This window comes from Streptomyces sp. BA2 (genome assembly GCF_009769735.1).
GTDB lineage: Bacteria > Actinomycetota > Actinomycetes > Streptomycetales > Streptomycetaceae > Streptomyces.
Map to the genome: position 1 here is coordinate 7078218 of NZ_WSRO01000002.1, position 12928 is coordinate 7091145.

10 protein-coding genes are annotated in these 12928 nt (G+C 71.8%); 8 read left to right on the forward strand and 2 right to left on the reverse strand.

Annotated elements, in window-relative coordinates; all coding sequences use genetic code 11:
• Positions 1 to 19: 19 nt before the first annotated feature.
• Together E5671_RS34615 and zapE are read right to left on the reverse strand one after the other, a co-directional pair.
• Complete coding sequence (locus tag E5671_RS34615; RefSeq protein ID WP_160507787.1) at positions 20 to 1384, reverse strand: alkaline phosphatase PhoX; 1365 nt, start codon at positions 1382 to 1384, stop codon at positions 20 to 22.
• A gap of 95 nt (positions 1385 to 1479) precedes the next feature.
• Positions 1480 to 2571: a cell division protein ZapE gene (gene zapE / locus E5671_RS34620; RefSeq protein ID WP_160507788.1), complete on the reverse strand. Its 1092-nt coding sequence runs from the start codon at positions 2569 to 2571 to the stop codon at positions 1480 to 1482.
• A 37-nt stretch (positions 2572 to 2608) separates the two neighbouring features.
• Between zapE and E5671_RS34625 the strand changes: the two genes are divergently transcribed.
• The 8 genes from E5671_RS34625 to E5671_RS34660 all read left to right on the forward strand — a co-directional run bounded on the left by E5671_RS34625 (position 2609) and on the right by E5671_RS34660 (position 12912).
• Positions 2609 to 3373, forward strand: coding sequence for a pyrimidine reductase family protein (locus E5671_RS34625; protein WP_237330296.1), 765 nt, complete (start codon positions 2609 to 2611; stop codon positions 3371 to 3373).
• Between the two features lie 145 nt (positions 3374 to 3518).
• On the forward strand, positions 3519 to 3992 hold the full coding sequence (locus E5671_RS34630) for an indole-3-glycerol phosphate synthase (RefSeq protein WP_160507790.1): 474 nt from the start codon (positions 3519 to 3521) through the stop codon (positions 3990 to 3992).
• Between the two features lie 93 nt (positions 3993 to 4085).
• Positions 4086 to 5480 carry a UDP-N-acetylmuramate--L-alanine ligase gene (murC, locus tag E5671_RS34635; protein ID WP_160507791.1) on the forward strand — a complete coding sequence of 465 codons (1395 nt, stop codon included), beginning with the start codon at positions 4086 to 4088 and terminating at the stop codon, positions 5478 to 5480.
• A gap of 40 nt (positions 5481 to 5520) precedes the next feature.
• The gene (msrB, locus tag E5671_RS34640) at positions 5521 to 5928 is read left to right on the forward strand and encodes a peptide-methionine (R)-S-oxide reductase MsrB (RefSeq protein ID WP_160507792.1); all 408 of its coding nucleotides are present in this window, start codon (positions 5521 to 5523) and stop codon (positions 5926 to 5928) included.
• 100 nt (positions 5929 to 6028) lie between these two features.
• Positions 6029 to 6415, forward strand: coding sequence for a CU044_2847 family protein (locus E5671_RS47125; protein WP_160507793.1), 387 nt, complete (start codon positions 6029 to 6031; stop codon positions 6413 to 6415).
• Between the two features lies 1 nt (position 6416).
• Complete coding sequence (locus tag E5671_RS34650; protein WP_160507794.1) at positions 6417 to 8573, forward strand: VMAP-C domain-containing protein; 2157 nt, start codon at positions 6417 to 6419, stop codon at positions 8571 to 8573.
• On the forward strand, positions 8570 to 9520 hold the full coding sequence (locus E5671_RS34655; RefSeq protein WP_160507795.1) for an AAA family ATPase: 951 nt from the start codon (positions 8570 to 8572) through the stop codon (positions 9518 to 9520). The genes E5671_RS34650 and E5671_RS34655 overlap by 4 nt, the downstream gene beginning before the upstream one ends.
• Positions 9521 to 9522: 2 nt before the next feature.
• The gene (locus tag E5671_RS34660) at positions 9523 to 12912 is read left to right on the forward strand and encodes an SAV_2336 N-terminal domain-related protein (protein WP_160507796.1); all 3390 of its coding nucleotides are present in this window, start codon (positions 9523 to 9525) and stop codon (positions 12910 to 12912) included.
• The last annotated feature ends 16 nt before the right edge of the window (positions 12913 to 12928 follow it).

Here is a 12928-nt window from a genome sequence, read left to right on the forward strand (position 1 = left end):
AGCCGCGCACCCCATCCGGTCAGGTCCGGTGCCAGGGCCCCGTCACGGCGAACGTCGTGCCGGGGGTGTAGCAGTTGACGTACATCGTGTCGCGGTCCGGTGAGAACGAGACGCCCGCGAACTCGCCCCACTCGGGCTCCTCGGGGGTGCCGATGTTCTGCCGGTTGCGGGCCATCTCGTAGACCTCACCCCGGCGCGTCAGGCCGTACACATGCTGGGCGCCTCCTCCGTCCTCGGCCACCATCAGGCCGCCGCTCGGCGCGAGGCAGATGTTGTCGGGGGACTCGCCGGGCAGCTGGATGTCGGTGCTGGGGCCGAAGACGATCACCAGGGTGAGGCGGCGCTTCGACGGTTCGTAGCGCCAGACCTGCCCGAAGTGGTCGGCCGCCGAGCCCTCCGCGCTGTGCGCGAAGGACGACACGAAGTAGACGGAGCTCCCGCCCCAGTAGCAGCCCTCCAGTTTCTGCGCGTGCGTGATGCCCTTGGGGCCGAAGTCCTGGAGGCGGATGGGGGTCTGGGCGGCGAGCGGGTCCGGTACGTCGGCCCATTCGATGCCCTCGAAGCACGCGCCCGTCTCCTGGATCGCGGACAGGTCGGGCACACCAGGCACCCGCATGGCCTGCAGCTTGCCGCCCGCGCGGAGCGAACCGCGGCCGCCCTCGGGCTTCTTGGGCAGGAAGCGGTAGAAGAGGCCGAAGGGCTTCTGGAAGGCGTCCTCGGTCTCGTAGACGACGCCACGTCGTGGATCGACGGCGATCGCCTCGTGCTGGAAGCGGCCCATCGCGGTGAGCGGCACGGCTCCGGTGCGGTGCGGGTCGACGGGGTCGACCTCGAAGATGAAGCCGTGGTCCTTGGTGTAGCCGTTCGTGCCGGCCTTGTCCTCGTTCTCCTCGCAGGTCAGCCAGGTGCCCCAAGGGGTGGGCCCGCCCGCGCAGTTGACCGCGGTCCCGGCGATCGCGACGCGCTCACCCAGGACGTTGTTGTGGCGGTCGAGCGCGAGCGTCGTACAGCCGCCCTTGGCCATCGGGTCGTAGGTGAGGCCCTTGACCGTGGGCACGGGGGTTCTTCCGTTGTGGCGGTTCTCGTGGTTGCGGACGAGGTGGACGCCGCCGCGCTTGCCGCGGAACGCGTCCATGCCGTCGAAGTTGCTCGGCACCTTGCCCTCACCGGACGGCAGAGCGCCGCCCTCCCGCGAGAGCACCTTGTAGCGGAAACCTTTCGGCAGATCGAGAAGACCGGCGGGGTCGGGCACCAGCGGCCCGTACCCGGCCTTGCCCTGCGCGGCGGCGCTCCCGGCGAACAGCTCCGTGAGCGCGCCGGTGAAGGCGATTCCCGCACCCACCGCACCGGTACGGGCTAGCACCTGACGTCGTGTCGTGGACATAAAAAGGTCGACCTCCTGCTGGCGGACAGGAACATGACCGGATGTGTGTACCACGCGCCCGGGCGTGCGGGAACCACGCGCGTAGAGGTGAGTCGCTACGAACGCACGAGTCCCTTCGCGTCCCGCGCGAGCGCCGTGAGTCGCGAGATCGCCCGGAAGTACTTCTTCCGGTAGCCGCCGTTCAGCATGTCCTCGCTGAACAGCTGGTCGAAGGGGACACCCGAGGCGAGTACGGGGACCTCGCGGTCGTACAGGCGGTCGGCGAGCACGACGAGGCGCAGGGCGGTCGACTGGTCGGGTACGGGCGTGACGTCGGTGAGGCAGACGGCCCGGAGGTCGTCGGTGAGCGCCCCGTACCGGCTGGGGTGGACGCGCGCGAGGTGGTCGAGCAGCTGCGGGAAGTCGTCGAGGCTCGCGCCGTCGGTCGCGTACGCGGCCTTGGTGACCTGCTCGTCCGAGTACGGAGCGGGCGCCTGGGGAAGCCCCCGGTGGCGGTAGTCATCGCCGTCGATGCGCAGCGACCTGAAGTGGGTGGCCAGACCCTGGATCTCGCGCAGGAAGTCGGCGGAGGCGAACCGGCCCTCGCCGAGCTTGCCCGGCAGCGTGTTCGAGGTCGCGGCGAGCGCGACGCCCTCCTCGACGAGCCGCGCGAGCAGCGAGGAGACGAGCACCGTGTCGCCCGGGTCGTCGAGCTCGAACTCGTCGATGCAGAGCAGCCGGTGACCGCTGAGGGTGCGCACGGTCTGCTGGAAGCCGAGCGCCCCGACCAGGTTCGTCAGCTCGACGAAGGTGCCGAACGCCTTCTGCTCGGGCGCGGCGGGCGTCGCGTGCCAGAGGGAGGCGAGGAGGTGGGTCTTGCCCACGCCGTAGCCGCCGTCGAGGTAGACACCGCGGGGTCCGGTGGGGGCGGCGGGCTTCTTCTGGAACCAGCGGCGCTTGCCCGCACCGGACGCGTGCGCCCCGCCGAGCCCGGCCGCGAAGCCGCTCAGGACCCGCACGGCCTCGGTCTGGCTCGGCTGGTTCGGGTCCGGGATGTACGTATCGAAGCGGACGGAGTCGAAGCGCGGCGGCGGCACCATCTCGGCGACCAGACGGTCGGCGGGGACATGGGGCTCGCGGGCGCACAGCGACAGGGGAGCCGCTTCGGCTATGGGGCTCTGCCCGGGGGCGGCGGTGGAGGACGACACGGTCCCTAACTCTAAGCGCCGTGCAAGACTGCTGGACATGCGACGCCTGTTCCCTGTGACCGACCAGACAGACGAAACATCAGTACGAGAGTGGGGGCTGGGGGAGCTGGCCGACGCGTACGCCTACCCTCCGGGCGAGACCTCCTGGCTGCGCGCCAACATGGTGTCCACGCTGGACGGGGCGGCCCAGCACGACGGCCGTTCGCACCCCATCTCGAACGCCACTGACATGCGGATCTTCGGCACCTTGCGCTCAGTCGCCGATGCCGTGGTCGTGGGCGCCGAGACGGTACGCCAGGAGGGTTACAGACCGGCACGCGCGCGTGAGGCCTTCGCCGAGCGCAGGGAGGCCGCCGGGCAGACGGTGGCGCCCGCGATCGCCGTGGTCAGCGCGAGCCTCGACCTGGATTTCACCCTTCCGCTCTTCACCTCGCCCCTGGTGCCCACGCTGGTGGTGACCGGCGCCGCGGCGCCCACCGACCGGGTCGCGGCGGCCGAGAAGGCGGGCGCCGTGGTGGTGATCGCGGGGGAGGGCGCGGTGGTCGAGCCCGAGCGGGTCGCGCCCGCCCTGGCCGAGCGCGGTCTGACCCGGCTGCTCACGGAGGGCGGGCCCCGGCTGCTCGGCCAGTTCGTGGCTGCGGGGGCCCTGGACGAGCTCTGTCTGACGGTGTCCCCGATGCTCACCGCGGGGGACGCTCAGCGGATCGCCTGGGGGTCCGCGGTGGAGGTGCCGTCGCGCTTCGCGCTGGCTTCCGTACTGGAGGAGGCCGGGTTCCTCTTCACCCGATACCGTCGAACCTGACAATCAGCGGAATCAGCCGTTCCGTTTGGCTTCCGTTGGGCACACTAAAAGTCGCAGACCCCGTGCGGCCACGGGGCAGGATGGTTTCCGCAGGGGCTTGACGAGACAGACTCTCGGCAGCCCACGGATGAGAAGGGCGCCTGTCGTGTTCACAAGCGTATTGATGATCGAGAAGGCCCTGACCTCCGCCGACGTGGAGTTCGTCACCACCTTGCACGGCGACGAGACGGTCAGCTTCCGGGTGCTGCTCCAGCCCCGCGGCGATCAGGCGGACCGCCTCCTCCGGGCCATCGACGACGTGGCTCTGGGGGAGCTCGACGAGGCGGCGAAGGAAGGCGACGTACCCGAGGGGCAGGACGCCACGGCCCCCGCGCAGAAGGCCCTCGCGGTCTCGCTGACGGCACTGCGCGCGGCGGGCTGCGAGGCGACCGGCCAGCTGATCGAGGACCACCCCCTCGACGCGCTCAAGGAACTGGTCGACGAGGCGGACGCGGACGAGGTCATCGTGCTGACCGACCCGCACTACGTGGAGGAGTTCTTCCACCGGGACTGGGCGTCTCGTGCCCGGCACAAGGTGGGCGTTCCCGTCCTGAAGCTGTTCTCGCACACGGAGGACTAGGAATTAGGCTGGGCCGGCCCAGTTACTAGGCTGGACCCCGCCGGGCCGCACGGCCCGGTACGTTCAGTCGCCGTCACACCTGGAGAAAAACCTATGGCACCCGGCCTTCCCACCGCCATGGACCGACCGCACTTCATCGGCATCGGCGGCGCCGGAATGTCGGGCATCGCCAAGATCCTGGCCCAGCGTGGCGCCAAGGTCGCGGGCAGCGACGCGCGGGAGTCCGCCACCGCCGAGGCCCTGCGGACCCTGGGCGCCACGGTCCACATCGGCCACGACGCCGCGCACCTCGCACCCGACGCGACCTGCGTGGTCGTCTCCTCCGCGATCCGCGCCGACAACCCCGAGCTGGCCCGCGCCACCGAGCTCGGCATCCCGGTCGTCCACCGCTCGGACGCGCTCGCCTCCCTCATGGAGGGCCTGCGTCCGATCGCGGTGGCCGGCACGCACGGCAAGACCACGACGACGTCGATGCTCGCCGTCACCCTCTCCACCCTCGGCCTCGACCCCTCGTACGCGATCGGCGGCGACCTGGACGCGCCGGGCTCGAACGCCCTGCACGGCGAGGGCGGCATCTTCGTGGCCGAGGCGGACGAGAGCGACCGCAGCTTCCACAAGTACGCGCCCGAGGTCGCCATCGTCCTGAACGTGGAGCTCGACCACCACGCCAACTACGCGTCGATGGACGAGATCTACGAGTCCTTCGAGACCTTCGCGGGCAAGATCGTCCCCGGCGGCACGCTGGTGATCGCCGCGGACCAGGACGGCGCGGCGGAGCTGACGAGGCGGGTCCGCGGCCTGGGCGAGCTGAAGGTGGTGACCTACGGCGAGTCCGAGGGCTCCGACCTGCGCATCCACAAGATCACCCCGCGCGGCCTGACCAGCGAGGTCACGGTGATCCTGAACGGCAAGTTCCTGACCTTCACGGTCTCCGTCCCCGGCCGCCACTACGCCCACAACGCGGTGGCCGCCCTGGCCGCGGGCATCGCGCTCGGTATCCCGGCGCACAACCTCGCCTCCGCCATCGGCTCGTACACCGGCGTCAAGCGACGCCTCCAGCTCAAGGGCGAGGCGGCGGGCGTCCAGGTCATCGACTCGTACGCGCACCACCCCACGGAGATGACCGCGGACCTGGAGGCGATGCGCTCCTCCGCGGGCGACTCGCGCCTCCTCGTCCTCTTCCAGCCGCACCTCTTCTCCCGCACGCAGGAGCTGGGCAAGGAGATGGGCCAGGCCCTGGCCCTCGCGGACGCCTCCGTGGTCCTCGACATCTACCCCGCACGCGAGGACCCGATCCCCGGCATCACCAGCGCCCTGATCATCGACGCGGCCGTGGCGGCGGGCGCCGACGTGCGCGCCGTGCACGACAAGACGGAGGCCGCGGCGGTCGTGGCGGGAATGACGCGACCCGGCGATCTCGTTCTCACCATGGGAGCGGGCGACGTCACGGACCTCGGCCCGCAGATCCTGTCAGAGCTGTCGAAGTAGCCGAAGTTCTCGAAGTTCTCGAAGTAAGGGGTTCAGTCTCATGTCGTACGACGTCGAGAAGCCGGACGAGCAGTGGCGCGCGGAGCTGAGCCCCTCGGAGTACGCGGTGCTGCGCCAGGCGGGCACGGAGCCCGCGTTCGTGGGTGAGTACACCGACACCAAGACCAAGGGCGTCTACTCCTGTCGTGCGTGCGGCGCGGAGCTGTTCACCTCGGAGGAGAAGTTCGAGTCGCACTGCGGCTGGCCGAGCTTCTTCGACCCCAAGGACACGGACGCGGTCGAGCTCATCCAGGACACCTCGCACGGCATGGTGCGCACGGAGGTGCGCTGCGCGCGCTGCGGCTCGCACCTCGGTCACGTATTCGAGGGCGAGGGCTACGCGACACCGACGGACCAGCGGTACTGCATCAACTCGATCTCACTGACGCTGGCGCCCGAGGAGGGCTGAGCCACCGAGTCGTCGCCCGCTCGGGAGCCGAGAACCGCGGCGACTGCTCTGCTTCCGCCGAACCCGGTACGCCGTCGTCGCTGATCGGCACAATGTGAAGGTGCCCAACTTCACTGAGCTCGAGCTCGCCGACGGGACCGCCATCCGTTTCGAGGTGTTCCCCGCCCAGGGGCAGCCGCCCGTGCCGGAACCGGAGTCGGACGGGGACCTGCCCGACGGCATGGGCCACAGCGTTCCGGTGTCACGGGGCGGCGACGCGGTGGCCGCGTTCGCCGTCGAGGCGCTGCGCACCACCCTGCGCCCGCTGGGCCCCCTCATCCGCGAGGTCCATGACGCGGTGATGGGGTCCGAACGGCCCCCGCAGGAGGCGAGCGTGACGTTCGGGGTGCAGGTCGGGCAGGACCTCAAGCTCGGCATCGTCGGCGCCAGCGCGCAGGCCCACCTCACCGTCTCGGCGACGTGGCAGCGCCCTGCGTCGGCCGGCTGACATGGGCTGGTTCCTGACCGAGGCCGGGTCTCCCTCGGCCGACCCGCGGCACTGCGTCGTCTCGGTGCTGCGCACCCGTGACGTCAAGACCGCGGGAGCCGGGGTGTTGTTGACCCCGACCCGGCTGCTGACCTGTGCTCATGTCGTCAACGACGCCTTGGGGCGCAGGCCGTTCGAGACCCGGCATCCCGGTCGCGAGACGGTGCACGTGACCCTGCGCGGGCCGACCGCCTCCGTCAACCACGAGACCAGAGTGGCCCATTGGGTGCCGCCACGCCGTCTCGACGGCGCGGCGGAGGTGCAGGAGAAGAGCGATCACGAATGGCTCGGCGACCTCGCGGTGCTGCGCCTCGACTCGATGCCCCACGAAGCTGTCCCCTCGCCGTTGTGGCAGCCCATGGCGCAGGGGCAGTCGCTGCGGGCCTGGCACGGCAGCGGCATGAGCAGTTCCTTCGCCGACGTACGGGTCAAGACCTGTGACGACGTGCTCGGGTACGTGGACGGAGAGCCCACCGGGATGGCCATCGGCCCCGCGTTCAGCGGCGGCCCGCTCTGGTCGGTCACCGACAATGCCGCCGTGGGCCTGGTGGTCGCCCACATCATGCCGCCCGCCGACCCTGTCACCGGGGAGGCCAGGCCCTTCAGCTCCCAGCACCTCTCGCGCCGCAGCTGGGGCATCCCCTGGCAGCGCATCGAGGCCGAACTGCGGGCCGTCGGCGCCGATGACCTCCTCGACGTCGCCGTGGCCGACCCGGACGATCCCGCGTTGCCGGTGCTCACCGAACTCCTCGAGGGCGTCATGCCCTCACCCGTGCTGCGCGGGGACCACGCGAGAGCCGTCGCGCGCCGGTGCGGATATGGCCACCCGGGCGGCGAATCCGCCCCCACTCCCGCGGAGTTCGCCCAGCTCCTGGTCACCGAACCCCGCGCGCTCGCGGCGCTCACCGAAGTGCTGCGGCGCCCCGAACCCGCCGCCGTCCGCCCGCTGTTGAACGCCGGGCAGTTCTCACCGGTGCCCCGGCTGCTCTCGCCCGACGAGCACCGCAGACTCCACCAGACGCTGAAGGCGGTCCCCGCGGCCACCCTGGCCCGGCTGCCGGAAGCGGTGCGCGCCGCACTGCCCCTGGCGGCCGCCTTCCCCGGGGAGGACTCCACCGACGCCTACCTCGATCACCTCGAATGCCTGCCGGGCGACAGCCGCACGGACGGGGAGGGGTTCCGGGTTCCGGCCCTGCTGCGGGTGATGGAGTACATGGCGGCCCTGTGCCTGCCCGCGCAGTGCGCACGGCTGCGGATGTGGTCGGACGGCGTCGCCAAGCGGCTCGGCATCCCCCGCTCGGCCCTCGCCGAACGCCGTTCCGACGCGGTGGACTGGTCCAGGACCCAGGGTCAACGGGACGTGCCACTGCGGGTGTTGGTGCAGGTGAGCCGCAGCGGTGAGGACCGCTACCGGCTGCGCGTCTGGTGCGACGAGGGCTCCGGGCCCCGTCAGGTGTCGACGGAGGGCGATGTCACGTTCAGCGCGGCGCTGGCCGCGCGGGAGCTGCTGCGGGTCCTGGAGTCGCTGCACCAGGCCTCGCCGAGCGACCGAAGACCCCTCGTGGAGGCGCTGGTCGACCGGGCGGGGCTGAACCTGCCGATAGACGAGTGGGAGAGCTTCGGGCCCGACGATCTGGTGCCGGGGGTCATCGGCGCGGAGTACCCACTGGTCGTCAACTGTCCGGAACTCCTGCGCCGCAACGAACGTTTTCTCCCTGACTGGCGCCGCCGCTGGCGCCAGCTCGACACGGGCGTCTCCCTGTTGTTCGCCGACGAATCGCTGGGACGGCGCGAGATCTACGGCGCGTTGATGGACCACGCGGACGCCGTGCGCGTCGCGGTGGACGTCCCGCCGCGTCTGCGCGACGAGGTCGTGCAGGCATGCCTGGTGGTCGGGATCCCGGTGGTCGTGTGGGACCGGGGCCTCGGGCGCGAGTCCCACGCAGTGGAGCGGATGAGCGGCGTGACCACCCGTGAGCTCCCCGAAGGCGTGCGGTCGTACCGCGCCAAGACGGTGCACCAGCCCCGCGCCTTTCCCGGACGTCCGGTCCTCGCCTGGGCCGACCCGGACCGCACGGTTCCGCAACTGCATCTGTCCGAGCCCCAGGAGGGAACATGAGCACGGACTCGAACGGCAGCTGGCGGATCTTCCGCGGCGACGGCATGCAGCGCCCCGTCACCATGCCGCCCGCTCCGCCCTGGCGCCGGTTCGGCCCACCGGACGGATCGGCGGCGCCGCTGCCCTATCTGATCGCCCGGGAGCACGCGGACGTGGTCAACGCGGCACTGCATCTGCGCAGGCCGCTCCTGGTGACAGGTCCCGCGGGCACCGGCAAGTCCTCGCTCGCGCGGGCCGTCGCACACGAACTCAGCCTCGGCGAGCTGTTGCGCTGGCCGGTCAACAGCCGCTCCAGCGTGCAGGACGCCCTCTACCAGTACGACGCCATCGGACGCCTGAGGGAGACCACCCTCAGCCGTGACCGCGGAGACCGCGAGCCCTCCATCGGCAACTTCATCCGGCTCGGTGCTCTGGGCACGGCCCTCGCCCCGACCGGCACACCTCGGGCGCTGCTCGTCGACGAGATGGACAAGGGCGACGTCGACCTGCCGAACGATCTGCTGACCGTCTTCGAGGAGGGCGTCTTCGAGATACCCGAACTGGCCCGGCTGCCCGAGGAGATGGCGACCGTCGACGTCCTGACGGCGGACCACCACGGCTCGGTCGCCGTCGAGCAGGGCCGGGTGCAGTGCGTCGAGTTCCCCGTCGTCGTCATCACCAGCAACGGCGAGCGCGACTTCCCGCCCGCTTTCCTGCGCCGCTGCATCCGGCTCGACCTTCCGATCCCGGACGAGGACCGGCTGCGCGCCATCGTCTCGGCACACCTGGGGGACGGAGCACTCCTGGAGGTCGACGACCTGCTGCAGGCGTTCCTGCGCCGCCGGGCACCCGGCGAACTCGCCACCGACCAGCTGCTCAACGCGGTGTTCCTGCGGGCAGGGGGAGTGGACCTGGACGCCGAAGGGCTGCTGGACGCCGTGCTCCACCAGCTGACGGGAACCCTCTGACCGTGGACCGCCGGGACGACACCCTGGGCACCGCCCTGCGGGTCCTCAAGGCGGCGGGGCAGAGCCTCGACGCGCAAGAAGTCCTGGACGTGCTGTGGCTGGCCCACCGCCTGACCGACGGCCCCGGAGAGCTGCCGCTGGAACGTGCGAGCCGCCGCGCGCGGAGCCGACCGGAGCCGTCCCCGCACGGCGAGGCGCCCGAACCGGCCGGGGACGACGGTGGACCCCCCGAACCGGCCACGCCCGACGACGACCTGCCCGACCTCACCACGCCCGAGCTGCACGCCGCGTCCCTGCCCCCTCTCGTTCCCGACCGCCCCGCGCCCCTGCCGGCGGACGAGGAACAGCCCGCCCTTCCCCTGCGTGTCCCCGAGGACAAGGCGCTGCGGCAGGAGCTGCTCATCGGACGCGCGCTGCGCCCGCTGAAGCGCAAGCGGCCCAGCAGGTGGCGTCAGGAACTGGACGAGGCAGCCACCGCGGCGGCGCTGGCCGAGACGCGGCTGCCCGATGTGGTCATGCGTCCGGCGCGTGAACGCTGGCTGCATCTGGCCCTTGTCGTCGACGGCGGCCTCTCGATGCTCCTGTGGCACCGGCTCGCCGCCGATCTGCGCACCGCGCTGCAACGCCTGGCCGCCTTCCGCTCCATCCGGGTCCTCGGTCTCGACACCCGCGGCGCCGACACCCCGGTACTGCACGGCAGGCCCTTCGACAGCGGCGGCTCCACCATGTCGCCCAGCACCCTGCTCGACCCGACCGGGCAGACACTGGTCCTCGTCGTCAGCGACGGCCTCGGCAGCGCCTGGCGGCGCGGCACCATGCACGACACTCTGCTGGAGTGGGCCACCAGAGGTCCGGTGGCGGTGCTCCACACCCTGCCGCCCGCACTGTGGGACGGCTCCGGCATCCAGGCCGACCGCTGGCAGGCCACCACCCGCAGGACCGGCGGCGCCAACACGTCGTGGGAGATCACCGACCGGGTGCTGCCCGTGGGCGTCGCCGACTTCTCCGGCGTGCCCATCCCCGTGCTCGAACCGGTGGCGGAGTCGCTGCGGGACTGGTCGCTGCTGCTCACCTCGCCGGGCACCACCGTCGAACTGCCCCTCCTGGCCCGCCCGCAGCGGCTCGCGCCGATCACCCCGGGGCGCGAGGTCCGCGGCATCCAGCACTTCCGTGACGCGGCATCCCCGGAGGCGTACCGCCTGGCCGCGCATCTGGCCGCCGTCTCCCCGCTGTCCGTGCCCGTCATGCGGCTCGTGCAGTCCGCCGTGCCCTGGCGGGCCCCGGCCGCGCAGCTGGCCGAGGTCTTCCTGGGGGGTCTGATGCACCCGTACCCGGCTCCCGTGCCGGGGCCGCTGCCCGCGAAGCACCGCATCTTCGACTTCACGGAGGAGAGCAAGACCGCGCTCCTCGACGCCGTGCCCAGCTCCGAACTGCTCCGCACCGGGCGGGCCATCGGCCGGCGCCTGGAACAACTGGCCGGCCGCTCACCGGACTTCCCCGCCTGGCTCACCCACCCCGAAGGAGCGGACACGGTGCCCGCCGCCTTCCATTCCTTCACCGCGGTCGAACGCCGGCTCCTCGCACGGTTCGGCGTGGCGGCGCAGCCCCGTGTCCCGGCCTTCGACGCGCCGGACGGGCCCCGTGCGGAGCCGTGGGCACCCTTGACCCCGCAGGATCCCACGCGCCTCGGCCGCTTTCAGCTGCTCGGCCGCAGGGCAGGCACCCGCACCTTGGTCTACCGGGGCCGGGACGACAGCGGCGGCGAGGCGGCCCTGCGGGTGGCACGTCCCGATCTTCCCGTGGCCACCGAGCAGTTGCTGATCACCGAGGCCGAGGCGCTGCGCCGGATGAACGGGCGCTACGCCCCCGAGCTCCTGGCCTCCGGACTCGACGACCGCCCCGCCTGGCTCGCCATGCGGCTGGTCGCGGCCCCCGGGAACACGGATCTGCAGCCGCCCCGACTCAATGAACTCCTCGCGTACGAAACGCCGGAAGGCACCTCCGCGTTCGACATCCTCACCAGCCTGCTGCTCGCCTGGCACCTGGCGAGCGCGCTGAGCATCTGCCATCTCAACGGGCTGGTTCCGGCCGGTCTCTCCCCGGACTCGGTGATGGTCCTGGAACGTTCCGTGGTGCTCGTCGGCCTCTCGGACTGCGTCGTGGACGGTGAGTTCTCCGGTGCGGGAGCCGCGCCGACGCGAGAGGACAACGTCAAGTCCCTCGGCGAGCTGCTGCGGTTGATCAGCAGCAAGCGGCAGGCCTCCCTGCCCGGCCTGCCCGACGGCATGCACCTCTGGCAGGGAACCACCTGGCAGCCCCTGCGCGACATGGTCGAGCAGTGCCTGGACGCGGACCCGGGCAGGCGGCCCACCGCCGCTTCGGTCGCCGACAGACTGGCCCGGTACGTCGCGATCGCGCAGGCCATGCGCGGCGACGGGAAGCCCTCCGGACAGCCGGCGGCCTCCTCCGGCCGCGTGCCTCCGCGCCCGCCCCTGCAGACCACGGCGAGCGAGCAGAGCGCTCCGGGCACTTCCCGGATCGGCCGTCGCAGCCTCCGCGTGGACCTGGGGATCGGAGGCGCCCGCGCCGCGCACGAGAACCGCCTGTCCCTGGCCCGCCGCCCCCTCACGTACAGCAGACGCGTCATCGTGGTCGGCGCCCACCCGAGCTGCGGCCGGTCCACCACCACGTTCATGCTGGGCTCGCTGTTCGTGGCGGTGCGCGGCGAGCCGGTTCTCGCCATGGACGGCGCCCCGGTCAGCGGTGACCTGAACGGCTACCTGGTCCGGCAGAACACCGCGACACCCCGCGATCTCACCAGGCTGCCGATGGACGCGGGCCACGCCGACATCCGCCGCCTGACCAGCCTCGCCCCCTCGGGCCTCGAAATCCTCGCGCACCGGGCCAGCTACGCCGTCCGCAGCCCGGCCTACGCAGAGGAGTACCGCCGCATCCTCACGATGACGGCCCGCCACTACCCCGTGATGCTGACCGACTGGGCGGCGCCGCCGCGGGACCCGGCGCTCGACGTGGCCCTGGACATGGCCGACCGTCTGATCGTCTGCTGCACGACCTCGGCCTACTCCGTGACGGCCGCCGCCGAGCTCCTCGACGACCTGCGCGAGCGGGGTCGCGAGGAACTGGCCGGCCAGGCCCTGGTCGTCGCGTCCCGCCTCGGCGGCATCGACAAGCCCCTGCGGGATACGGACGTCGAGGAGCGCTTCACCGACGAGTGCGCCGGCACCGTCCTCATCCCCTTCGACCTCCACCTCTCCGAACACCGCGCCAAGGAACTCGCCCGCCTCAGAGGACGCACAGCGGAGGCGTTCCTGGATCTGGCGGCGCGGGTCGTGTCGGGTCCGCGGGAGGCGGGAGCTCCCGACGCCGGGTAGACGCGGGAGCCACCGC